We start from the raw sequence: 25,271 nt of genomic DNA, 5'->3' as shown, positions 1-25,271 counted from the left end.
TTATCCATTAATTTTTACCGCTCCGTTGTACGGTCCCGGAATAAGCTTGTAAATCACCTTATTCTTCATCACATATTCTGAATTCATATAACCTTGGATCGCACGCGATTTAAAAATCTCAAAAAAGATCTTTTCATCCGTTTTATCTTTCAGGTTGGCCAAGGAATTTTCTGTTTCCTTAGCATTGGCCAGATTAAGTTGCTTTCTTAGTTTATTAAAACCAGAGACAAATTTCTCCTGATTTTCCGGCGATTCACAATCATCCACCATCTTAATTACAAACAGGTGCAGGTTGAGTTCCTTCCCTCCCGGTGTATCCGATTTTGGGATAAGCACATCCACAAGATCTCCTAAAAATTGCTCATCCTCTGCTGATAATTTCAGCTTATTCAATACAATCGATGCACCACCATCATTTAGACAGGATGACAAAATTGTCAGTCCGCCTGCGATAATGAAAAATTGCTTTATTGCGGTTCTACGGTTCATAATCAGTGTTCCCTTTACAATTCGGTAATATTACGTATATCCGAATAAAATTACAAATGCTAAAACGATTAAATTATACGACTCCCTTTAAATCCAGTCAGATAACAACTGTTTTGCCTCCTGCAAGTTTTCCACAATGTTATCAACATCTGTTAGTCTAGCACGTTCCACTTCTTGTTTTGTTACCGCAATCAACTGCAAGCCGGCATCTAAAGCAGATCTACTTCCTGTTATGGTATCTTCGATCGCAACACAAGAGTCTCCCGCTAAGCCCAATTTCGTCAACGCCAAACGATAAGGCTCGGGATTCGGCTTCGGAGACTCCACGCATTCCCTTGTCACAAAAAACTCAAAGTAATCCAGCAGTTTATGTTTTCCCAAAACGGTATCCACCGTACTGCGATAGCTTGAGGTCACCAATCCGATCCGAATGTTATTTGCTTTTAGATAAGTTAAAATATCTTTCGCAAAAGGCATTAATTCGATATCGCTCATATTGGAATCAGCATAAGCAGCACGCGTCCTTTTCCACATATGTTCCTCTGTGGTATCATATCCATAATCTTCAACCAGGCGTTTCACGTTATGCGCCAACGTATGTCCGGCAAAATCGCGAATCCAATCGTCATAAGTTATCTGCAGATCAAATTCTTGTTTTAAGATCGGTGCCCAATTTTTAAAGTAGAAATATTCCGAATCAATTAGGGTACCGTCCAGATCAAACAAAACGGCTTGTAGTTTATTCATAGTGTTAAAGATACACAAGTAGGCTGAAAAATCCTATTAAATGATGCCACAATAGGCCGAATTTGAAAATGCACCTCTATAAGTGTCCCAATAGCCGATGTAGACATGATATTCAGCTTTCTGATTTAATTCAACCGGTATATCCACAACACATTGACCATCCCTAGCGGATGCAATTGCTAATTTTAATGAACAAAAATCTTTTAAGCTAACGCATGCTAGATTTAACTTATAAATGTCGTCATCATACGTTGGGTTTGGTGTCCATTCCAAACATATACGTCCGTCATTCACACTTACCTTAGCACCCTCAGGCGGTGTTAGATCCCCCACAAATACGTTCAAGTTTTCAAAAGACACGACAGGATTATAAGCAGCATCAAAAGCTAGCACATCATTGAAAACATGTTTTTGCGCAAGCTGAAATGCACCATATTTAGACCCTTTTTCTTTTTTTAGCTCATAGCCAAAATCAAAAACAGCCTTGTTTTCCGCACAAAACTGTCCGACAGCTTTCATTTTTTGGCGATGTAAACGCTGTGCCTCAGTCGGAGGTTTATTACTTTTCCTCCTCGCCCCTCGAATAATCCATTGTCCTTTGAGATTATATCCATATACCGATCCTACTTTGCCCCGAAAACCACCATTGGGACCATCCTCTAATATTGCCATTTGTTAAGTTTTTGGTTTAATTATAATTTCTCTATTTCCAGCTCAACAAATAATTCGTAATAAGGTTTTCATTAGTTTAGATTTAAGTTAATATTAGCTTAGGTTTAGTTTAGGTTTTAGTTAGCTAATACCTAAACTAAACCTAACTAAAACCTAAACAAACCCTAACTAAAACCTATATAAATAAATAAGACTATATACATGATAACTCCAGTTGCTGTCGATCATTTTTGGATAAGCTTAGGACATTTGTTAAGTTTGTTTTTTCAAGTAACCGAGCGGGCATATCATGCCCATAAATTCGTCGTTCTCTTGAGAAATGTTCCGATATCATTCAGAAAATAGACAGGCATGAAATCTTGATGATTTATTCGGCGTGAGTATGATAAATTCATCAATGACTAAAAAGTAAACGATGAATAGTTGCCATCATAATATAGCGCAAAAAATCTGAAAGCTTCATCGCATTAAAAGACTTACACAATGAAAATAATTGCCATCGGCCGAAATTACATCGACCACGCGAAAGAGCTCAATAATCCAGTCCCTGAAAATCCCATCATATTTTTAAAACCCGACACCGCGGTCTTAAAGGACAACAAAGATTTTTATTACCCCGAGTTTTCCAAAAACATCCAGTTCGAGACTGAGGTGGTGCTCCGCGTTTGCAAAGAAGGTAAACATGTCACGCCAAAATTTGCGTCAACTTATTACGATGCCATTGGCCTTGGAATCGACTTCACCGCAAGAGATGTACAGCAGGAATTAAAAGCAAAAAGCCTTCCCTGGGAATTGGCAAAGGCCTTTGACCACTCCGCTGTGATTAGCAACATGATCCCAAAGGAAGATTTAGCGGATGTCTATGCGATTGATTTCTCTCTGCAACAAAATGGACAAACGGTGCAACAGGGTAACACCAGGGACATGATTTTTTCCTATGAAGAGCTGATTGTTTATACATCAAAGTTTATCACGCTCCGCAAAGGTGACCTGATTTATACAGGCACACCTGTTGGTGTTGGCCCTGTAGCAATAGGGGATCTGTTGGAAGGATATATCGGAGAACAAAAAATGTTTAGCTGCAAGATCAAATAAGGGAAGTAGACATGATAAAAAAAACAACATTTTTATTTGGCATATTAAGCGTGGCTATTGGTCTCGTCCGGGCCCAGGATATTATCAAAAGCCGCAATTATCCACAAAACTATTTTGTGCGACCGATGGATATTGCTCCCCAGGCTTCGGGGTCATTTGGGGAGTTACGGGCGACACACTTCCATGGGGGCGATGATTATCGTACCCAACAGCGTATCAATATCCCCGTCCATGCGGCAGCGGAAGGCTTTGTCTCCCGTGTACGTGTACAAATTGGCGGCGGTGGCAATTATGTATACATTGACCATCCCAATGGATATACCTCTGTATATATGCATCTGGAGAGCTTTAATTCTGACCTGGCAAATATTATAAAAGATGAGCAGTACAAACAAAAACGCTTTGATGTCGATGTATTTTTAAAACCTAACCAAGTACCGGTCAAAAAAGGAGAATTTATCGCCAATTCCGGAAACACAGGCGGTTCAGCAGGGCCGCACCTACATTTTGAAATACGGGATACCAAGGCGCAGCTGCCCCTAAATCCACAATTATTTGGACTGTTGTTTCCCGATGGTGTCAAACCATTAATCCGTGGTATAACTGTTTATGATCTCGGCCGCGAAATTTTTGACGAGAATACACCACGCAGGCATCAGACCATCCGATCAGTTGGTGACGGCAATTATAGTTTAGCATCTGGCTCCCCTATTCCGGTCAATGGCAACTTTGGACTAGGCATCAATACCGTAGACAGACGCGGCGGTATTTCTTTTACGTACGGTGTTTATTCGATCGAACTATTTCTTGACAACAAAAATATCAGTACCATACTATTCGAAGCCATCCCGTTTGACCAGACCCGGGCGATTCAATCATATATCGACTACCCTTACCTCAAGAAATCGGGCGTCCGCGTACAGAAAAGCTTCAAAGATCCCAATAATCCTATTACGATCTATAAACACCTGGACAACTTGGGTATGATCGAGTTGAAGGACAATGAAGTCCATGACATAAAATATGTGGTCAAGGATGTGCAGGGCAATAAAAGCGAACTCAATTTTAAAGTACAGAACAACCCGTCTTTAGCGATCAGCCGCAAGCCGGCTGAAGGGCTAAAAATGTTCCATTATGCCGATGAAAACAAATATGAGGCTGAAAATGCGCGCGTCTATATGGGGAAAAATATTCTTTACAATGACCTTTATTTTAATTATTCCCAAGGTACCAAACCAGCTAAGGGTTATTCGGCAACGCATTACATCCACAATAGCTATACACCGGTATTTGGCTATTACAAACTGATGATCAAGCCGGACTATAGCTTACCGGAAGGTCTATATGGTAAGGCACTGATCGTCTCCACGGACGGCGGAGCGCAAGGTGGTAAATATGAAAATGGCTGGGTTGTCGCCAATGTGCGTGAATTTGGTGGGTTCTATGTTGCCGTGGATACAATTGCCCCTAATATCACTGCGCGTAACCTGACCGACGGCAAGAATGTATCCAGTCAACGCTCCATAGATTTTACCATCAGCGATAATCTCTCGGGGATAGATACCTTCGATGCTTATATAGACGGGAAGTGGGCTTTAATGAAATATGATCCCAAAACAAGACACCTGTGGCATGACTTCGAATCCAATCTCGGCAGTGGCATGCACAGCTTCAAACTGGAAGTGAAAGACAATAAAGGAAATTTAAAAACATACGAAGCCTCATTCAGCAGATAGTTTAACTCCTGCGGGGAGCTGTCTCCGTCATGGGCTTTTATTCCCCGATCTTTTTGTGATCAAGTCTAGCGCGCATGATGGATTTTTATCGGATAATATCGTATCTTAATGGGCTAAATAGATTATATATATGGCAACACTAGAAATAGGACAACAAGCACCGGATTTCAGTGCAAAAAATCAAAATGGTGAAACGGTCCATCTCTCGGATTTTAAAGGAAAAAAAGTAATTCTCTACTTTTACCCCAAAGACAATACGCCCGGATGTACAACCGAGGCCTGCAATTTTAGGGATAACTATCAATCGTTGAAAAAAGAGGGCTTTGAAATTATCGGTGTAAGTGTGGACAATGAGGCTTCTCATAAAAAGTTTATCACAAAACACGAACTGCCGTTTCAACTTCTTGTAGATGAAGACAAAAGCCTTGTTGAGGCATATGGTGTATGGGTAGAAAAAAACATGTACGGAAAAAAATATATGGGTACGGCACGGACGACCTTTGTGATCGATGAGCAGGGTATCATTCAGCACATCATCAAAAAAGTGGACAACAAGAATGCATCCCAACAGATACGCGATCTGAGCATTTAATGGCCTATATTGATGTCGAGGTTCGAATGCCATTTTATGATGTCAATTTCATTTGGATGGCAATCTGGATCTAATATCTCATATCTAGAATCTTATATCTAAAATCTAAATACTAATATCTATATTTGCCACTTATGAGCAAACAGACAGACGATTTTTTCAAAAGTGTAGTATCACACGCGAAGGAATACGGTTTTGTATTCCAATCGAGCGAAATATATGACGGATTAAGTGCCGTCTACGATTATGGTCAATTAGGTTCTGAACTTAAAAACAACCTAAAGACTTATTGGTGGAAATCTATGGTTCAATTGCACGAAAATATTGTCGGTATCGATGCCGCAATTTTCATGCACCCGACAACCTGGAAAGCATCTGGTCACGTGGATGGGTTCAATGACCCAATGATCGATAATAAAGATTCAAAAAAGCGTTACCGTGCTGACCAATTGATCGAAGACAAAATTGCACGTTATGAAGCAGACGGAAAGACTAAAGAAGCAGCAGCGCTTTTAGAAGCATTAAACACTGCATTAAATGCGGACGATCTTGCTGGTTTAAAATCAATCATTGAAGAGCATAATATCGTTTGTCCGGTTTCAGGCACCAAAAATTGGACTGAAGTACGTCAATTCAATTTGATGTTTGCCACGCAGATGGGTGCCATGGCAGATGGGGCAGATCAGGTTTATCTTCGTCCGGAAACTGCTCAAGGTATTTTTGTTAACTTCCTGAACGTTCAGAAGACAGGTCGTATGAAAATTCCTTTTGGTATTGCTCAGATCGGAAAAGCTTTCCGTAACGAAGTCATTGCACGCCAGTTTATCATGCGTATGCGTGAGTTTGAACAAATGGAAATGCAATTCTTCTGCCGTCCGGGCACTGAACTGGAATGGTACAACAAATGGAAAGAAACACGTCTAAAATGGCATTTAGCGCTAGGATTTGATCCGGCTAACTACCGTTACCATGATCACGATAAATTGGCACATTATGCCAATGCCGCTGTGGATATCGAGTTTAACTTCCCTTTTGGATTTAAAGAAGTGGAGGGTATTCACTCCCGTACGGATTTTGACCTGAAACAGCATCAGGAATATTCCAAAAAGAAAATGCAATATTTTGATCCCGAGATCAATCAAAATTACATTCCTTATGTCATCGAAACTTCCATCGGATTGGATCGTTTGTTTTTAACGGTTTTATGTAATTCATTGGTAACAGAGGATCTTTCTACAGCAGAAAAACAAGATTCTCGTGTGGTATTAAAATTCCCGCCAGCATTGGCACCAGTGAAAGCAGCGATCTTACCATTGACCAAAAAAGACGGCTTACCAGAGAAAGCACGCGAGATCTTAAATACGTTGAAATTGGATTACAATGTTCAATACGACGAAAAAGATGCAATCGGAAAACGCTACCGCCGCCAGGATGCAATCGGAACACCAATCTGTATTACTGTTGATTACGATTCTTTGGAAGACAATACCGTTACGATCCGCCACCGCGATACCATGGAACAGGAACGCGTAGCGATCGCCGATCTTGAAAGGATCTTAAATGATTTAACCGGCTGGAATACCTTGCTAAAAAAACTGCTATAAATTTAATTTGCCCCGTGACAGAAAAAAAAGCTGTCCAAAAGGCAAACAGCAAAATCCCTGAGTTGAATTTTGATAAGAGACAACATGGGGAACAACAAAAAAATAGGTGTGCCCAACAAGATCGGACACACCTATTTTTTTTATCTATTCAATTGGCTTATTGGTTTGATTTTTAAGATCAGTATTCTACCACGACATTATCACGCCACTTTTCATTTTTAATCACCTGAAAACCTGGATTTTCACTTATTCCATCGAGTAGTTTTCCTTTGAATAGAAGCTGTACGTTATTCCGAATCTCACTGCTCAGCTCAAATGTACGCGCAAGTTCCCCCTTTCTGAAAATACGCAACTCGTACCTAACCATCTTATTTTCTGGGACATCGCCCATAAACTGATTAAATACAAAGGTTTTTGAATTATTAGCAAAATTAGGAATGACGCTCAGCATGGTATTATCTGATTTTTCATCCACCACCGTTGCGAAAGGATAATATAGAAAAGCATTATGCTGTTGTTTAATTTGAATACTGTCAACAAGATCTAGCCCCTCAGTATCTGTACATTCAAATTTAACTTCACTATAGATCCGGCCCATGGTCAATACCCTTTCAAGGGATTCCCGCACGTCAAAAGTATCCCGCACCGCAAATACCGCAGCGGACTGCTCACTGAAAGTATTTGAAACCGAAAGGCTCCTAAGGTCGGTCACCGAAGCCGGAATTATTAGTGGCGTAGCTGAATTTTTAGATAGCAGGCTCAGGTAATAAGTTCCTTTGGGCAAAGCGACATTAAACTTTTCTTTTGCATTGAGTGTCCCCGCCTTCACCAGCAGTTTGGTATTGGCGTCAAAGATGTGGTAGTACAATTTATCAGGCAAAACAGATTGATCGGTCGTTCCCATAATTTTGACATTGTCCATTTTAAAAGTCCCCGTACTTTCGTTGTAGTTACTTCCACCGTTTCTATTTCCCGCAAATAGCGTTAATTTTAACCAACATTCCTTGGCTGCCGTTAGCGTAATCGAATGGAGCGATTGCTCCACTGCTAGCTTCCCTGAAATAGTAAGATTTGACGGGTAATGAATTGTATCGGCTAAGTTGGTAAATGTAGCACCTTGATTGGTCGAATAGCTCAATACTAAAGCTCGGGGTCCAGTGCCCGAACTATTGGCATCAAAAGTCAGATTGGCCAAAGTAGCAATGCCCGACGCCGGTATCTTGATCAGAATCTCCGTGGCTCCTTTGAAGCTAATGCTTTTTCCGGACGTTGGCCAACCGGCGACATAGCTATAGTCAGTTTTACCATTATTGTAATCGATGACAGCTGCATCCTCAAGCGCTATAGTTGGGTCAGCGTTTCCATTATCAAAATTCCAATGGTAGAGGAGTTGATTTTCTGTGCCGCTTCCGGTGGTCGACGCACTTTTGGATTTGGGCGATTGCGCTTTCAAGGGGCTTACAATCGTTTCAAAATCTTTGATTTTGAATGTTACTGCATGTGTTTTTTCATTGCTTTCTTCAGGAGGAAGTTTTGCATTTTTCTTACAGGAGGACGTTACGGCTAGCATCACGATGAATAGGCACGAAAAAATTCCCCATGTAGACTGGGTTTTCGTTTTCATAATTATGAATGATTTATAAGTTAACTAACCGGCAGATTAAAATTAACTTATAAATCATTAGCCATCAACACTGTAACTAAAAAATTACTTCTGTTCGATCACTCTTGCAGGTCGTCTCTTTATCTACTTTTTGGACATAAACTTTTCGGACAGTCGCGGAGCGATCGAGAACAAGTTTATTATTTGCACCCGTTGGACGCACATATTCCCCATTGAACGCATCCCATTCGTAAATCGGGCTACCATCTGCATTCAACCAGATATAGTTATAACGTGTATCCGGTTTTTCCTGTACGGTCAACTGCACCTTATTTTTCTTTTTGTCAATCCTGATACGGATGTCCTTGGGTTTTTCTACTTTGGCCAATGTTTTCAATAGGATTTCCGATGGTTGTGAAGTTTTGTCTTTCCAATGTGCGACAACATGATATTTTTTTGACTGCGAAAGATTTCGGATAAAGACATTTGTTCCGGTTCCGATAGGTATACCGCTCGCTGTCTCATACCAGCGATATTCAAGTCCTGCGACGGGCTTTTTGACCGTAAGTACCTGATCGCCCCCAAAACAGGTTTCCAATGTATCCGCCCAGCGATTGGTGGGTTTGGCAAGCGCATTGGATTGAAGCTGATTAAGTTTCCATACAATAGAATCTCTATAGTTCAGATAGCTCGGGTTCCGAAGCAGATCTGTCGTATCCTGAATAATTACTTTCAGTTCATTTGCGCCGCTATGCAGCATTCCAGGATCCAGGTAGATCGAATCTATATTTTGGGCAATGGTTTCATTATTTAGAGACCATATCAGCTTAAATGTATTCGGTGAAGGTTTTGCTAAGCGCAAAGTAAATTTCTGCACACTGTCTAAGGTCAGCACATTATTTAATATTGGTTTTACAGCAATAAAGGGACTCGATTTTCGCTTTATTGAAGCCACGAACTGTTCTTGACAAACGGGACAAAACGGCGCCAAAAGGTATTGCATTTTGCAGTATTCATGCGGTCTGAACCAAGTTGACGGGGATCCTTTCCCGCCATAAGAATAGATACCTACGCCGTCTTTTCCAAGCCAATATTTCCAGGGAACGGCGTTTACATCAGCCGTTTGGGAACGATTGACAGATTCGATGGCGTATTGGTTGCCTGCCCAATACTCATCAGCCAGCTGGGCGAAGGAGTGTCCGATCTCATGGACAGCAATATCATTACTTTTGAAGTTGACCGTCGAGGTGGCCCACTTTCCGCCCGATCCGCCATAAAATGGCGAGTTGACCAATATGACCACCTGTGTAAAGTTTGGGATATGTGTTTTCAATACTTCTTCAATGCGCTCATTTTTTTGAGGCACCACGAGACGGTGTAGCCCACCGTTGTCAAAGCTGCTGCCGAAAATTGTTTTGGGGTGCGTGACTGGCACAGCATGATCTCTGGCGAATTTATTATAGCGTTTTGGAAATTTACCAAGATCGGTATCCCCTTGTACGCAGTCACTTGCTTTGCAATCATGTGTAGCACCGGATTCTTCGGATATCGTCCGAATAGCAAATACATTAAAGAAACTGCTGTATTGTTTAAAAGGTTCTATTGAAAAAAAATAATTTGTGAACTGCTTGGAATCTGCCGCATAATCCTCTAGTTGATCTTTTGTATAGCCGTCGCCCAAAATAACCAAGTTCACGATATTGTTTGCTGTTCCTTGGTATTGTAAGGTGTCAATCTTGAAATTTTGAGATTGGGCTGTTGCCGGGATTAGATAGCTTAATAACGCAAACAGGATAAAAATTAAGTTTTTATTCATCGGAGTAACAATCGTTAGACTCCAAATTTAAGGTTTTCGTATCCCTAATCGTTACATTTTATTGCCGAGTGCTTCTCCGATATTGTCCACTGACGGGATCTGTAACGTCATACGAGACACCTCTTTCCAACAATATTTTTAATGTACCAAGGATGGCTTAATCCCGCATCCGATGTTCCTGCACATATTCACTCGGTGAATGTTTTGTAATCTTTTTAAACACCCTGTTAAAATTGACCACATTGTTGAACCCTGTTTTAAATGCAATATTGGAAACGCTTTCAGACGATTCGTCAATCAGCATCTTACAGGCTCGTTCAATCCGGATCTCATTCAGGAAGGTCACATACGTCTTGCGCGTGTGTTTTTTAAAATACTTACAAAATGCGTGGGGAGTCATGTGAGCTACTGCTGCTATATCTTCAAGGGAGATTTTATCGCCAAAATGCTGAAAGGTATATTGAAATATTTCATTGATACGCAAGCCTTCGGCATCAGAAAATTTCTTTTGGGGGATACCTGTATATAAGGAGGTCCATTGATCGACCTTTTTGCTCAAAAAATTAATCAGCTTGACAAAGGATAACAAACGGTCTATTCCGGCACTCGTATTGATCTGGACAAATTTATCTTTTAGTGCGACAGCATGTTCGGCATCCAATTTCTTACTGACATTGATATGTTCCAAAAAATATTTGACATCGTCAAATTCAGGGAAATCCAGAAAAGATTTAAAATGTTCATAATCGAAGAAAATATGTATGGCATGAATGCCATCCTTGACATCCTCTCCGGTTTTAAACATGTGCGGTTCATCTGCATCAACTATATAGATTTCATCCTCTTCAAAACTGTGGGTAAAGTTGCCGATCATAAAGGTCCCCCGCCCTTTTAAGATATAGGTCAGTTGGATCTCTTTATGCCGATGGTAATTACTATAGAAGGAGGGTAAGATATCTTCCTGCACACAAATAGATCCTTGATAGACCACCGGAACCGTGAATTGAACAACTTTCATCGTCTATTGAAATAACAAATATTAAACCGTTAATTCAAATATACCATTTTTTAAGACAATAATCGTTAATTTTTAACCAAAAACTCCTCAACCTGACCGATGAACTGCTATAAAGTGGGCTTCGGCGGTCTTTATCTCTGCGGTTATTTTATAAGCGAATGTTTTCAACAGTGCTTCTTCTTTGGCTTGGTTGCGTTCCGGGAACAAGCAGCTGCTCCCAGAAAAATAAATAGAAAGCAAAAATAACTAGCGGACTTTATAATCCTTGTAGGTTCCGTTTTCAAATATGCGAACATTTCCTTTTTTTCCTTTTATTTTAAGCGCGATAATTTTTCCATTTTCCCAGCTCATATCAACCGTATAATTTCCTCTGGCCTTCAGTCCTTTGACCTGTCCCTTAGACCAAGCTTTAGGCAGAGCCGGTAGCAGATGTATGTAGCCATTGTGGCTTTGTATCAGCATCTCCGCGATCCCGGCAGCACCACCAAAATTGCCATCAATCTGAAATGGTGGGTGGGCACAGAATAAGTTAGGATAGGTTCCCGCTCCGACACCCTGATATGTTGTTTCATTGGCAAAAGCAGGTTTGAGCAACTGGCGAAGAATTTCCAGAGCATGATCGCCATCTTGTAATCTTGCCCAGAACAAGATTTTCCAGGCTCTTGACCATCCTGTCCCTTCATCTCCTCTTACGGCAAGTGTCTTGCGCGCAGCTTCAGCCCAAGCCGGTGTCGTCTGAGGAGAAATAAATGCCGCAGGGTACAAGCCATAGAGATGGGAGACATGGCGGTGTTTAGGCTCAACCTCCTGATAGTCTTCGAGCCATTCCATCACACGCCCGGATTGACTGATCACTACCGGCGGGGGAATCGCTTGTAGTTTTCCTTTCAAACTGGTGGCAAAGCTATCTTTGATTGCCAGAATAGAATCGGCCTGAATCACTGCCTGATATAGTTCACGCACGATCTGGTTGTCTATTGTCGGGCCCATCACTACCGCAGCCACCTTTCCATTGGACATCCGAAACGCATTTTCCGGTGATACAGATGGCGAGGTTACCCACCATCCTGTTTTTGGATCCTGAACTAAGGTATGATCGTAAAATTGTGCCGCCCCCTTGAGTATCGGGTAGATCTCCTTCAGATAACCTTGGTCGCCGGTAAAAAGATAGTGCTCCCAGAGGTGGTTGCATAACCATCCTGACGCTGTACTTGCTCCCCAGGAAGCCTGTTCGCCCGGAGCAGAGTAGCCCCAAACATTGGTCATCATATACACGACCCATCCAGGGGCATTATAATAAGCTTTCGCGGTTTGCTCACCTGTTTTCGCTATCCGCTTGATCAACTCAATAAAAGGCTGATGGTATTCACTGAGATTGTTCACCTCCACACCCCAGTGATTCATCTGCGCATTGATATTCAGATGATAATCGCCATTCCAGGGTGTCTGGATCTGATGAGCCCATAACCCTTGCAAATTTGGTGGAAGGGAGTTTGAAATTTTCGGTGCCGAACTCGAAATATTCAAATAACGGCCATACTGATAATAAATGGCCGCTAAATCCGGATCCTGCGTTGGATCTTTATAAAAATTCGCGATTCGTTCATTGGTCGGAACACGCGTATTTGATTTATTCCCAAAGAGATTTAGTTCAACCCTGTTAAAAATCTTTTGGTAGGCATTCACATGATTACGGTACATTTTATCCGCATTGGATAACTGCAAGGCAGCAAGATTCGTCTGGACGGTAACGTTTGGATCTTGCCCATAATAAGAGGTACTTGCTGTGACATAAATAGAGAGATTACCCTCCGCAGAAACTTCCAGCACCTGATCTTTTTTACTGACCTTCAGATTTTTACCCTGCACTTTCAGCAGGCCGGCAAATTTGAGGTCTTTGTTCCCTTTACCATCCGGCAATGATCCTTCAACCAAAATTCCATCGTTCAACAGGCTGTAACGGTCTATATTTTCCTTCCGCGCGAAAGCAATACCTACGGTCTGCCTCGCATTGCTGTTTTGATGTAATTGAATAACACCGACATTCTTGTCAAAGGAGGTATAGTACGTCCGCTTAATTTTTGTCTTTCCGGCACGAAAAGAAGTCTGTGCCGTCGCAGTGGTCAGATCCAACGATCGTGTGTAATCCGTAATAGTAGCAGATGGCAATTGATAATGCAAAAGCAGATCGCCCAACAACTGGTAACAGCCATAAGGGACATTGGCGCCATTTCCAAAACCTGAGCCCTTGCCATTGGTGACAAAGGTTTCATTGACCAGTTTTTCGGCTTCGTCATTTTTACCGACCTTCAATAGCGCCTGAATGGCACTGACATTTTTATGTGCATCATAGTTATTGGGATCCTCCGGGCTCCCGGACCACATACTGATCTCATTCAGCACAATTTTTTCCGTCGTTGGATTGCCATCAGGCATCATCCCGATCAGCCCATTGCCCAGGGGCAGCGTCTCTTCCCATATTTTAGCCGGTTTATTATACCAAAGACCGAGTGGATTTTGCTGTGCAAACGAAAGCGTGGTCTGCGAGATGCAGACCACGAGAAGCATTAAAATTCTATTTCGCATATAGTTCAAGCTCCGCAATTGTCAGCTCATTACCTTCAATAAATTGCTTTGGTTCAAATTTGATAAACTTGGTATTGCTGTCTGTTTCAAAAAATACCTGTTGCAAAATTGGATTTGCTTTGATATTGGAGAATTCGCCTTCCTTAATGCTTGTCCACTTTTTGCCATCCGTACTGGTAGAAATGATATACTTTGTCGGAATGCCGCCAGTCTTTTTATCCTGACGTGGAAGGAAACCGATACCCGAGGTCGCACCATTCGTTTCAATGACCAAGACTCCTTGATTGCCTACGTTTGCAAAGGTATTTGGGTTGCCATCGGTAATATAGGCTTTATCGGTCGTCGTCCCTGTCTGCAATTTAAAGTTCGTTTGCTTTTTAAGCTCTTTTGTATCAAAAGCGAAAGCTTCGTTATATTCCTTAAATAAGCCAAAATCACTCAAGGTAATTGCTACGGGAGCATAGATATGTAAGCGTAGGCGTGCCGTTGTCGTTGGCTGCTCAAGCTTTATCAAGCGATTCGCACCAATACTAGTCGCTCTGGCCAATGGTTTCCATGCATTATCCGCCCATTGTTCAATAGCAACACTGTCGATCCGTTGGCCCAGTTTGATGTTTTCACGCAATTGGATAAGATCAAATGTCGCAGCCGACTTTAGTTTGATTTCAAGCATCGCGGATGTTTTCGCATCGTCTGTTGCCCAATAGCTATAGCGGTCATTATCGGTAATCAACGATGTCGCATATGTTTTGGAATCACCATTACGCGTATTTGAGGCTGTGATGGTTGCACCTTTTGCTAGATTGGTATGGAAAGTTTCTTTAATTTTTTTACCAAAAGCCTTTAGAGATTTCACATCATTTTCATGAAGTGTACCTGAAGGCATTGGTGCTAGACCAAGATTCATACTGGCACCTCGACCAACGGATTTCAGATAGATTTCAAACAGTTGATTGGGTGTTTTTACACGGCTATTCTGTTCCTCATGATAAAACCATCCCGGACGTTGGGGCACGTCACATTCTGCGGGGATCCAATATTTTCCATTCCGGTCACCCGATTCCGCATTATGCGATTCGGTCGCACCGGGTACCGCGACCTTTCCATTGAGTCCTATGGGCGTAAAGGTCGCCCACGAAGTTTCGGCGGCAAAGCCATGTTCATTACCGACCCAGCGCATATCAGGACCGATATCGGAGAATATCACCGCATTGGGCTGAAGCTTGCGCACAATTGGCCAGGTCTTTTCATGCCATTCATAATAGGTTGTGCGGTCAATGATCCGTTTCCCTTCATGTCCACCGTAGTAACCATCGCCGCCATTTGCACCGTCATGCCAGGAAGTAAACAAGGGCCCGTAATTGCTCATCAATTCGGTCAGCTGCTGCCTGTAGGCATCTGCATAAGCCGGTGTACCATAATGTTCATCATGACGGTCCCAAGCTGACAGGTACACACCGAATTTCATCCCATTGCGATGTGTCGCTTCCATAAATTCTTTTACCATATCGCCCTTCCCATTTTTCCATGGCGAGGAGGCAATACTATAGGAGGTCGTTTTTGTGGGCCATAAACAAAATCCGTCATGGTGTTTTGCGACGCTGATCAAACCTTTAAAACCACCATCTGCTGCGGCTTTGGCAATCTGATTTGCATTAAATGCCGAAGGATTAAATAAAGCCGGCTGTGCATCACCATAGCCCCATTCCTTATTTTGAAAAGTTGTCGGGGTATAATGGATCAAGCAGTAGGTTTCCATCTCCTGCCATTTTAATTGGCGTTCGGTCGGTAAAGCCCCATAAGGTTTTAAGGTATCCGGTTTGGCGACATGACCGCCGGAAAGTAAGATGGAGGATAACAAGATTGTGAACATATTCTTTATTATAAGTACTCGAAAATTAGGTTGTAAAGTCCTAATATAAGAAGTTTCATAAAATTATCCGTGTAACATTTGCGTACTCAAAGCGAACAAAAAACACCCCAAAAGCATGCTGGGACAGAAAATTGGCCTTATTGAATCATATCAATCGATTGATATAACACATTCCCTTAAAAGAGCAAAATAATCTCTTGCAGTGTTATCGTTGTGCTTTTTTTAGTATGATTCCATCAAACTGAGCTTATTTCAGCCTTGAAGTGCAAACAAAAAATACCGATCTGTTATTTATAGAGGATAAAGAAGTTAGCTGTACTACGGCAGGTGGTTGCATGCTATTGGGACAAGATTGGCATGATAATTACACTCTCTAGGGCAGAAAAGGAATGTTTATATATTATTAAAAATGATTATGAAAGTAAATTTAATGATTTTAACAGTTGCATTGGCGTTTTCAACTGTTGCATGCAACACAACAGGAAAAAAATCTGAAGCAACGGGAAACAGCGATACCGCGACCACAGTTCAAAAACCAAGTGTGGTGGATAATGCATCGCTGGAGGGAACTTGGGAACTTAAATCACTTACGACACCCGAAACAGCAGGAAAAGGACTCAAAGACCTCTTCAAAGACAAAGTCCCGACATTGACATTCACGACCAAAGACCACAAAGTAGAAGGTAACAACGGCTGTAACGGCATCGGTGGTACTTATGAAAGTGAGAAAGGCAATTCCATTAAAATCGGTGATAAATTGATCTCTACTATGATGCACTGTGAGAATGCCGCTTATAACGAATTTATGAATGGTTTAAAATCCACAACAAATTTCGATGTCAGAGATAATGAATTGACATTTATCTCCGGCGATATTGTTGTGATGCAATTTGTAAAGAAATAAGGAAATACTTCATTTAATGAAAGAGCCGGTATAATGTCCGGCTTTTTTGTTTGGAGTTCATCTTTAAGGGAAAAGCTTAGCATCCCATCTTCTTTCCCCAGATGGGCTCCGAACCCCTTCCTCATCAACATAGACTCTATTCATTTCCATATAATTGTTTACCGAGAGCGCTCTTGGCAAAAATTCTTCTAACACCAAAAGGCCCCTTAATTTATTTGGTTTCTGATCATAATTAGTAAATATGTCAATTATTTTAGAAGCACTATAGGGGTATTTATACACAATGCTATCTAAATTTTTGCTCGCATTAAAATAGAACGTTTTCTCAAGTGGCAATTGATCACCTAAATAGTAATATTCTTTTTTCAATAGGTCGTTCTCGTATTCATATTTATATATGCTAATTGGTTGATCTCCTCGGATTATTCTTCTTTCACTGATCAACTTCTTGTTATAGCGTAACTCATGTTTTTCATCAAATGTGACTTCCTTACTGGAACTCTTTTTTCCCAATTTAACCCGATCCCCAGAAATACTAATAATCCAATAGATAATATCTGTAAAATCGTTACGCGTCCCACTTGCTCCGGGGATAGGCAAAAAGCCACCGGTAATTCGAGAAAGTTGGTGGTCTTTGTACGCCAGTTTTAGCTTATTATCAAGCGGATAAAAATTATAGTTAGATAGAAAATCGGGGCTCAACAAGAACACAGGTATTTCTTTGAGTTCCTGATCAGAGAGTAATTTTTCGTCTTTTGAGCAGGAAAAAGAAAGGAATAGAATTCCTGAGAAAAAAAATAGCCAGATTTTTTTCATAAAATGGGTCATTTCATTGGTAATTATACGAATATAAAAATTTCATCTCGTAACTTTACACATCATGAAAAAAGATCAATCTAAAATCATACGTGAACAGGTCGATCGTTCCGCACTTCGCGAACATTCGACTCCTTTATACCTCACATCAAGTTTTATCTTCGACAGCGCTGAACAAGGTCGGGCGGTCTTTGCTGGAGAAGAAGATGCAATGATTTATTCCCGCTATGCCAACCCAAATACTTCCGAATTTATCAACAAGGTCTGTATTATGGAAGGTGCCGAAGCAGGCTTATCCTTCGCATCGGGTATGGCTGCAGTATTTGCTTCCTTTGCTGCAATTATTGAAAGTGGAGACCATATCGTTTCTTCACGGGCAATATTCGGATCTACCCATCAGTTGTTTACAGAACTTTTTCCGCGCTGGGGTGTTACAACAACTTACGTAGATGCGGCTAATCCGGAAGAATGGGAAAAGGCCATACAGCCAAATACGAAAATTATATTTTTGGAATCACCATCCAACCCCGGGTTGGAATTGGTTGATCTGGAATGGTTGGGCAAATTCAAAGAAAAATATCCGAATATCATTCTTTCGATCGACAACTGTTTTGCGACGCCTTATCTTCAGAAACCAATTCAGTATGGATTTGACCTGGTTATCCATTCAGCAACAAAATATATGGATGGACAGGGACGTGTTTTGGGGGGTATTGTGGTCGGAAAACAGGAATTGATAGACAAATTGATGTTCTTTATCCGTCATACAGGCCCCGCATTGTCACCATTTAATGCGTGGATTATTTCCAAAAGTCTGGACACCCTAGGTATCCGTATGGATCGCCATTGTTCCAATGCACTCGCACTCGCGCAAGCGCTAGAAAATCATCCGGAGATTGAAGATGTAAAATATCCTTTTCTACCAAGCCATCCACAATATGAGCTAGCTAAGAAGCAGATGAAAGCCGGTGGTGGTATAGTTACCCTGGTTGTTAAAGGTGGTTTTGAGCGTGCGAAAGCTTTTGTTGACCAGCTGGAAATGATTTTATATACATCCAACTTAGGTGACTCGCGGTCAATCGCTACGCACCCGGCGTCTACGACGCATTCCAAATTATCAGAAGAGGAGCGTTTAAATCTGGGCATACAACCGGGCAGCATCCGTTTGTCTGTTGGCTTGGAGGATCAGGAAGATATTATCAACGATATCTTACAGGCTTTAGAGAAAACCAAATAATTGATAAAAANNTTTTTATCAATTATTTGGTTTTTAGTACTGAGATATGAGATTTGTTCTTAACATCCCATATCCTTCCAGTTAGTTCAATGAAGCAATAGCAGCCGCATAGTTCGGTTCGTCTGCTATTTCCGCTACTTGTTCTTCATACAATACTTTTCCATTCTCATCCAAGGTAATCACGACACGGCTCAATAGGCCTGCTAAAGGTCCATCAGCAATTGCCAATTGATAAGCATCAGAGAAATTCGAATCTTTATATTCGGATAATGTCACCACATTGTTCAAGCCTTCAGCGGCACAAAAACGCCCCTGTGCAAACGGTAGATCTTTCGAGATACACAGTACAACCGTATTGTCCAATTGCGATGCCTCTTTATTAAATGCACGTACAGAAGCCGCACAGGTTCCGGTGTCCACACTTGGAAAAATATTTAACACAATTTTTTTTCCCTTAAAGTCTGCTAAAGATTTATCGGAAAGATCGCCTGCAGTTAATTTAAAATCAGGCGCCTGCTCACCAACTTGTGGTAAGTTGCCTTTAGTGTTCACTGGATTGCCCTTAAAAGTGATTGTAGCCATAAAATATGATTGTTTAATTTTAGTTTCCTTGCACTTAAAGGTACGAGCAAAAAAAATATTACACAACATTTATTAATATTAGCCAAACATTTACTATGTTAGCATTGTATTTTAAAGAGGAACGTTAACCAACAATAAACACTAGTATGAAGAAATTATTATTCTCAATACTTTGTGCATCACCATCACTGCTCTTTGCACAAGGGTCTCAAGTGAATACACAGGGCGTACGGGCATTAGGCATGGCTGGTGCCGGATCTGCACTGTTCACAGACGAAACAAGTATATTCTACAACCCGGGAGGTCTGGCAAAAATGGACCACAATGCAGTTTCTGCAGGCATATCCGCAGTAATGTATCGATCAGCCTTCAAAGAATCAGGAAGCAATCAAGTGTATAACACGCGCTCGCAAGTGACTCCTCCTTTTTCTGTTTTTGCGACATTTGGGCCAGACAATGCCCGTTGGAAGGCTGGACTGGGTGTCTATACGCCTTATGGCGGAGCAGTGGACTGGGGAGACAGTTGGCCTGGAAAATACGAACTCAACCACCTAAAATTGCGTGCGATTTACATCCAGCCCACTATCAGTTATAAATTGACGGATAACTTAAGCGTAGGTGCTGGTTTTGTTTACAACATTGGCATGGTCGATCTCGCTAGGTCACTACCTTTGTTTTTACCAGACGGATCTTCTGCACATGCTAAATTAACAGGTACCGGTACGGGTATAGGTTACAACGTCGGCGCGCATTACAACTTTGACAACAATGTCGCGATCTCTTTATCTTACCGGTCAAAAGTCGTTACAAAGCTGAAAAAGGGTGATGCCGAATTTACGGTACCTGATGCTGTTGCAGTCTCGTTTCCCGACACCAAATTCAGCGCAGAACTTCCTTTGCCAGCATCACTCAACCTCGGCCTCTCGGTTCCGGTGAGTGACAAAGTGGATATTGTTGCCGACGGAACTTTTATCCAATACAATATCTATAAAAAGCTAGTCTTTGATTATGCAGACAATACCCCACTGCTACAGGATACAGAGCAAATAAAAAATTATAAGAATGCATTTTCAGGAAAAGTTGGGGTGAATTACAAAGCCAACGAAAAGTTAGCTGTACGTGCCGGAGTGGGATATGTAAAAACGCCGGTTGATAAAGACTATGTGTATGCAGAGACTCCGGACAACGACCGGCTCATGGGTGCACTGGGCTTGTCTTACGCCATCAACGACAAATTCAGCCTTCACGCAGCTTATGTTTTACAAAAATTGAAAGAGCGCACTGTCACAAGCCCTGTCACACAAATCGAGGGCGCTTACAAGACAAATATTCACGCCCCTTCAATTTCATTCACCTATAAATGGTAATAGATTATGAAAAGATTTCAAAAAAATATTAAGCTTTATATTGGTTTTGTGGCGCTGGCATTGGCTGCGTCCTGTAAGCCATCTATCGACCTCGATACCAAAGGTGGAAATCCTGAAAATGTGGATTTCAGCAAATATATTGCTGTCGGTAACTCCCTGACTTCCGGTTATGCCAATAGTGGACTTAGTCTGAAGGGGCAGGAACAATCTTTTCCGAATATGCTTGCGCAAGAGATGAAAAAGGTGGGCGGCGGAGAATTTTTGCAGCCTTATTTTCCTGCGGAAAACTATAATGGCAGCGGATTTTTATATTTAAAAGCGCTGGTCAACGGTCAACCAGAATTAGGCACCGTAACTGACCACCTCGCTATCCGGGGGCAGACGCCGGACAAAAAGCCGCTTTACATCAAATACACCGGTCCAATCAATAATCTGGGTGTACCAGGTATGCGACTGGATTTGGCATTTGCTCCGCGTATGGGTGAACTAAATCCCTATTTTGAGCGACTGTTGCCAGACAATGAAACTGCAACCAAAACGTATGTAGATTTTGCAACGACCAAAGACCATACGTTCTTTTCCTTCTCCTTAGGAAACAACGACGTGCTGGGCTATGCTACAAATGGTGCCGTGACCACGGATGCCACAAATACCTTAATTTCCGAGCAGACATTTGCAGGGCTTTATACCAGCTTTATCACTAAGTTGACCAGCAAAGAACAGAAAGGGGTTGTCGCTACCATTCCGGATGTCACTGCCGTCCCTTATTTCACGACAGTAACCCGTCAAGCCTTATTGGCAGGGGCTAATGCAGCATTAGCGGCAAAAGACCCCAAATTGCCACCTTTCGAGAATATCTATATCAAAACAAAGACTACCCCTCGGGCAGCAACGGATAAAGACATGTTTATCTTACCGTTCTCATCTGCGGGTTTACTGGGCCGACAAGATCTTAAAGACCCAGCAACTGGTATTGTCAATCCGTACCCCTATGGTCTATATCTTCAAAATCCTGTTGGTGACAATTTTGTCTTAGATGAGGCTGAGGCAAAAATGGTCCAAGATCGTATTGTTGCGCTCAACGCGATTATTAAACAGGTTGCGGATAGTAAAAAACTTGCAGTAGCGGACATCTATAGTTTCCTGAACAAGGTAAAATCAGGCTATCAGATCAACGGTATCGCCATCAGCAATAAATACATCACCGGTAATATATTCTCGTTGGATGGTGTTCACTTAACGCCTATGGGCTATGCCATTATGGCCAATGTTTTTGTTGACGCCATCAATGCAAAATATAGCACCAAATTAGGAAAAGTAAATGTCAGCCAGTATGGCGGTGTTGCCTTGCCTTAGTGCTATACATGAACTAAAAAGAGCTAAAAAAGGTCATTTGAATTGAACATTCAGATGACCTTTTTTTGTGAAACAATGCGTATTTTTGTTTAACAAAGTCATTCATCAACGTTCATGAAATGTTTATGTTTGTTTAATGTTCATCCGCTTCAAAGGTTGCATCCGATAACTCTTTTATAAGAGGGGTTTGACAGCGGAAGCTGCTATGGAATGAATGCAAAAAAACAAGTGCTATACGCGTAAATAATTATTCTTATGAAAATCAAATTAAACCGTGTCAATCAGGCTGTGCATTTCGAAGCCAGCAGTGAATTATCTTCCGTCAAAGTGAACATCGATGGCTCTGAAGCAATTGGTGGTGAAGGAAAAGGTGTTCGCCCCATGGAGCTGGTATTGATGGCATTGGGTTCCTGTAGCGTTTTCGACCTACATAGTATCTTGGTCAAACAACGTCAGCAAATTGACGATATCCAGGTGGAAGTAGAAGGAAAGCGTCGCGAAGAGGTTCCACAGGTATTTACGGATATTCATATCAACTTTTTCCTTAAAGGGGACATCGACGAAGTCAAAGCAACAAAAGCTGCGGAATTAGCCGTGAAAAAATATTGTTCAGTACATGATATGCTTGCTGCGGGTGGTATCAATATCACATATTCGCTAAAAATAAACTAATATTTTTATAGTGCCTACGCTTACACCCACAGATTTTAATTCCATCTGTAGGTGTAAGCGTAGGCCTTTTTTATGGGCTAAAGTCTTTTTTGCTCTTCGGTCTTGGTCGGCTGATTGCTGCTCTTGATTTTTTGATTTCCAAAGTGATACCGCAGCGTTACATTGACCTTTCTTGTATCTTGGTAATCGTCAAAATAATTGTCCTGATCGGCATACTTTGACGAGATCCTCATTTTTTCAGTCCTGAAAATATCCATAAAAGCCAGATTGACTTCCAGTTTTTTGTTAAAAAATTTACGGTTGGTGGTCAAGTAAGTGCTGGAATAACCTGTAATCCGAAATGGCCCCTGAATAGTCGGTGAAGTAAAACTGTTTCCAAGTTCTACATTCCAGCCGGCATTTTTGTCCAGCACATAGCTTGAACTTATATTGCCATTACCGATGTAAACATCATTCTTGTGGAGCAGAGCATCAGATCCCATGAAATAATTCTCATTGTACATTCCTTCGAGTTGAAGGTTTAATCCCCAGCGGGAGGTTAGCTGAACACTCTTGCCCAGATCTATCCCCGCCCCCTGCCCTTTCTTAATATTGGTATATTGAAAGATCAGTTGATGATTGACGTTATCCTGCAAGGCGATTTCCATATTAGGCCATTTCTCGAACCGGTAAAATAGATCCACATTCCAGCTGTTCTTTGTCCAGGTCAGGTTGAGGTTATGTACAATGGTGGCCCTTAAACGTGGGTCGCCCTGAAAATAGGAAAACAGATTATAATAAGATTTCGCTGGATTGAGCCAGGAGTAAGCGGGACGGCTGATGCGCTTACCATAGGAAAACCCAAATTGCTGTTGGTCTGACCATGCATATTGCATATAGAACGTCGGGAATAGCACAATATAATCCTTCTTGTTGATATCCTTAGGCTCTGAGACAATACCTTCCAAATCGGTATACTCCCCTCTTAATCCCGCTTTCCAGCTCCATTTCTTCCAGGTATAGTTAAACGATGTATATAAAGCCGCATTGCGTTCTTTGTAATCAAACAGGCTGCTCTTGTCCGGTCGGTGCTGTAGTGTACCAGATTCATCGTCTGAAAACAGCAGGTCACTTGTTGTCTTTACGGCACTAAACTTTCCACCAAATTCTACTTCCAGTCCCCCTATCTTTCCTGTAACGTCTACTTGCGAGGAAAAAAGGCGATTTTTGCTGTCATTATTACTAATAAAACGTGTGCTCGACGGCTTTTCTTCTTTAAAATTCAATGCCGTCAAGACATCCTGATCATTGCTGGCATGGCTGGACGTAAAGTAAGATGACCAATTAATGCTCCACTTAGGGCTGAGTTTCTTCGTCACTTGTAGATAGAGGTTATTGGTCTTGTTGGAACGTTCATGATCATTTGTTGTAAAATAACTGGACTCCTGCACCCGGTCTTTGTTATAGATTATCGTGGGCACTTCATAAACACCATAGGATCTCGGCCCATAATAACCGTTTAAGCCTGCATTGACCGACCATGTTGAGTCTGGCGTATAGTCCATCGACAGCACATAGCTATTTTGGCTATTATTGGTATCGAAACGGTCCATTGTCCCTTCCCAAGAGGTCTGTTCCTTGGGATAATACACATAGTTTGTTTCATAACGGGCATAGGTACCGCGACCAAAATTGTATGTCCCCCGTAGATTGAACTTTTCGTTTTTATAATACTGCGTCAGTCCAAACAACTGTTTCCAGGTCGTACTCTTTTCGGCCAGAGCCAGCAGGGTACCCCGATAACCATATAAGGTAGATTTGGACAGCTTAATGTTAATGACCGTGCTTCCATCCGCTTCATATTTTGCCGGTGGATTGGTAATCACCTCGATGGATTGTACATCATTACCGGCTGTGTTCTCCAAATAAGTTTTCAGTTCGTCACCACTCAGCATCACCTTACGATCGTTAATAAGCACCGTGATCTTTTTGCTTCCCCGCACCAGGAGGTCCGAACCGCTGGCCATTACCAAAGGCGTCCGTTTGAGAATATCCCAGGTGTTGAGTGCAGAGAGATTACTATTTTGAACATTAAATTCCAGGCGGTCCAATTTACGGATCAATCGCGGTTGCCGACCCACCACATTCACTTCCGCAAGTTCTTTCGCCTTTGGCAAAAGTGTCACTATCAGGGGACTCTTTATGGTGTCGCTGTAAAAAAATATTTCAAGGGATCCAAAGTTCAAATGCGAGGCTTTAAGATAGTATTTGCTATGCTGCATCAATGACACTTCAAATTTCCCGGCACGATCTGTTTTTGTTTCGCTGATCTGTTGATAGGTACTGTCCAACAAAATAATGGAGGCATCAGCCAGCGCCTCCTTGTTACCATTCCGGATCTGTCCCCCGACCTGTTTAGTCTGTGCCGTCACGAACAATGGTGCTGCAAGCAAAAATAATAAGCATTTCATATTTCGGTATTTAATGTCCCAAAATTGTTCATTAACACAGCTAAATATGGTTAATG

Annotated in this window: 20 protein-coding genes; 9 read left to right on the top strand and 11 right to left on the bottom strand. The window is 41.7% G+C overall.

Annotated elements, in window-relative coordinates; all coding sequences use genetic code 11:
- From B4G94_RS21870 to B4G94_RS21860, 3 genes are all read right to left on the bottom strand, one after another.
- On the bottom strand, window positions 1-489 hold the full coding sequence (locus tag B4G94_RS21870; protein ID WP_108634856.1) for a gluconate 2-dehydrogenase subunit 3 family protein: 489 nt from the start codon (window positions 487-489) through the stop codon (window positions 1-3).
- An 87-nt stretch (window positions 490-576) separates the two neighbouring features.
- Complete coding sequence (locus B4G94_RS21865) at window positions 577-1,236, bottom strand: HAD family hydrolase (RefSeq protein WP_286861953.1); 660 nt, start codon at window positions 1,234-1,236, stop codon at window positions 577-579.
- Between the two features lie 36 nt (window positions 1,237-1,272).
- Window positions 1,273-1,908, bottom strand: a complete 636-nt coding sequence (locus B4G94_RS21860) for a DUF6266 family protein (protein WP_286861951.1) — start codon at window positions 1,906-1,908, stop codon at window positions 1,273-1,275.
- 483 nt (window positions 1,909-2,391) lie between these two features.
- Between B4G94_RS21860 and B4G94_RS21855 the strand changes: the two genes are divergently transcribed.
- The 4 genes from B4G94_RS21855 (at window position 2,392) to B4G94_RS21840 (ending at window position 6,935) form a co-directional block, all read left to right on the top strand.
- Window positions 2,392-3,003 (top strand): fumarylacetoacetate hydrolase family protein, encoded by a 612-nt coding sequence (locus B4G94_RS21855; protein ID WP_286861949.1) that lies wholly within the window; start codon window positions 2,392-2,394, stop codon window positions 3,001-3,003.
- Window positions 3,004-3,014: 11 nt separating this feature from the next.
- Window positions 3,015-4,739 (top strand): M23 family metallopeptidase, encoded by a 1,725-nt coding sequence (locus B4G94_RS21850; RefSeq protein ID WP_286861948.1) that lies wholly within the window; start codon window positions 3,015-3,017, stop codon window positions 4,737-4,739.
- 130 nt (window positions 4,740-4,869) lie between these two features.
- Window positions 4,870-5,331 (top strand): thioredoxin-dependent thiol peroxidase, encoded by a 462-nt coding sequence (gene bcp / locus B4G94_RS21845; RefSeq protein WP_286861946.1) that lies wholly within the window; start codon window positions 4,870-4,872, stop codon window positions 5,329-5,331.
- Between the two features lie 134 nt (window positions 5,332-5,465).
- The gene (locus tag B4G94_RS21840) at window positions 5,466-6,935 is read left to right on the top strand and encodes a glycine--tRNA ligase (RefSeq protein ID WP_286861944.1); all 1,470 of its coding nucleotides are present in this window, start codon (window positions 5,466-5,468) and stop codon (window positions 6,933-6,935) included.
- A gap of 178 nt (window positions 6,936-7,113) precedes the next feature.
- Here the strand turns inward: B4G94_RS21840 and B4G94_RS21835 are convergent, their stop codons facing one another.
- The 5 genes from B4G94_RS21835 to B4G94_RS21815 all read right to left on the bottom strand — a co-directional run bounded on the left by B4G94_RS21835 (window position 7,114) and on the right by B4G94_RS21815 (window position 15,831).
- The gene (locus B4G94_RS21835) at window positions 7,114-8,559 is read right to left on the bottom strand and encodes a hypothetical protein (protein ID WP_286861942.1); all 1,446 of its coding nucleotides are present in this window, start codon (window positions 8,557-8,559) and stop codon (window positions 7,114-7,116) included.
- A 76-nt stretch (window positions 8,560-8,635) separates the two neighbouring features.
- On the bottom strand, window positions 8,636-10,354 hold the full coding sequence (locus tag B4G94_RS21830; RefSeq protein ID WP_286861940.1) for a M64 family metallopeptidase: 1,719 nt from the start codon (window positions 10,352-10,354) through the stop codon (window positions 8,636-8,638).
- A 157-nt stretch (window positions 10,355-10,511) separates the two neighbouring features.
- Window positions 10,512-11,372, bottom strand: coding sequence for a helix-turn-helix domain-containing protein (locus tag B4G94_RS21825; protein WP_286861939.1), 861 nt, complete (start codon window positions 11,370-11,372; stop codon window positions 10,512-10,514).
- Between the two features lie 246 nt (window positions 11,373-11,618).
- Window positions 11,619-13,958 (bottom strand): glycoside hydrolase family 95 protein, encoded by a 2,340-nt coding sequence (locus B4G94_RS21820; RefSeq protein WP_286861937.1) that lies wholly within the window; start codon window positions 13,956-13,958, stop codon window positions 11,619-11,621.
- Window positions 13,948-15,831 (bottom strand): alpha-L-fucosidase, encoded by a 1,884-nt coding sequence (locus B4G94_RS21815; protein WP_286861935.1) that lies wholly within the window; start codon window positions 15,829-15,831, stop codon window positions 13,948-13,950. The genes B4G94_RS21820 and B4G94_RS21815 overlap by 11 nt, the downstream gene beginning before the upstream one ends.
- Window positions 15,832-16,246: 415 nt before the next feature.
- On the opposite strand from B4G94_RS21815, the gene B4G94_RS21810 reads away from it, so the two are divergent.
- Entirely contained in the window at window positions 16,247-16,735 is a 489-nt protein-coding gene (locus B4G94_RS21810; protein ID WP_165309258.1) for an META domain-containing protein, read from the top strand.
- Between the two features lie 63 nt (window positions 16,736-16,798).
- Here B4G94_RS21810 and B4G94_RS21805 read toward each other — a convergent pair whose 3' ends face one another.
- Window positions 16,799-17,551, bottom strand: a complete 753-nt coding sequence (locus B4G94_RS21805) for a hypothetical protein (protein WP_286861933.1) — start codon at window positions 17,549-17,551, stop codon at window positions 16,799-16,801.
- A gap of 64 nt (window positions 17,552-17,615) precedes the next feature.
- Here B4G94_RS21805 and B4G94_RS21800 point away from each other — a divergent pair, with 64 nt between their 5' ends.
- Window positions 17,616-18,788: a trans-sulfuration enzyme family protein gene (locus tag B4G94_RS21800; RefSeq protein ID WP_286861932.1), complete on the top strand. Its 1,173-nt coding sequence runs from the start codon at window positions 17,616-17,618 to the stop codon at window positions 18,786-18,788.
- An 81-nt stretch (window positions 18,789-18,869) separates the two neighbouring features.
- On the opposite strand, the gene tpx is transcribed toward B4G94_RS21800, so the two are convergent.
- Window positions 18,870-19,370 (bottom strand): thiol peroxidase, encoded by a 501-nt coding sequence (gene tpx / locus B4G94_RS21795; RefSeq protein WP_108634842.1) that lies wholly within the window; start codon window positions 19,368-19,370, stop codon window positions 18,870-18,872.
- 146 nt (window positions 19,371-19,516) lie between these two features.
- Between tpx and B4G94_RS21790 the strand changes: the two genes are divergently transcribed.
- From B4G94_RS21790 to B4G94_RS21780, 3 genes are all read left to right on the top strand, one after another.
- Window positions 19,517-20,737, top strand: coding sequence for an OmpP1/FadL family transporter (locus B4G94_RS21790; RefSeq protein ID WP_286861930.1), 1,221 nt, complete (start codon window positions 19,517-19,519; stop codon window positions 20,735-20,737).
- Window positions 20,738-20,743: 6 nt separating this feature from the next.
- A complete protein-coding gene (locus B4G94_RS21785) occupies window positions 20,744-22,093 on the top strand; it encodes an SGNH/GDSL hydrolase family protein (RefSeq protein WP_286861929.1) in 1,350 nt (449 codons plus the stop codon).
- A gap of 255 nt (window positions 22,094-22,348) precedes the next feature.
- Window positions 22,349-22,765: an OsmC family protein gene (locus tag B4G94_RS21780; protein ID WP_104383749.1), complete on the top strand. Its 417-nt coding sequence runs from the start codon at window positions 22,349-22,351 to the stop codon at window positions 22,763-22,765.
- A 77-nt stretch (window positions 22,766-22,842) separates the two neighbouring features.
- Here B4G94_RS21780 and B4G94_RS21775 read toward each other — a convergent pair whose 3' ends face one another.
- Window positions 22,843-25,215 (bottom strand): outer membrane beta-barrel family protein, encoded by a 2,373-nt coding sequence (locus B4G94_RS21775; protein WP_286861928.1) that lies wholly within the window; start codon window positions 25,213-25,215, stop codon window positions 22,843-22,845.
- Between the last annotated feature and the right edge of the window lie 56 nt (window positions 25,216-25,271).

This window comes from Sphingobacterium sp. UBA7625 (assembly GCF_002484085.1).
Taxonomy (GTDB): Bacteria; Bacteroidota; Bacteroidia; order Sphingobacteriales; family Sphingobacteriaceae; genus Sphingobacterium; species Sphingobacterium athyrii.
This window is presented reverse-complemented; position numbering and strand designations above follow the sequence as displayed.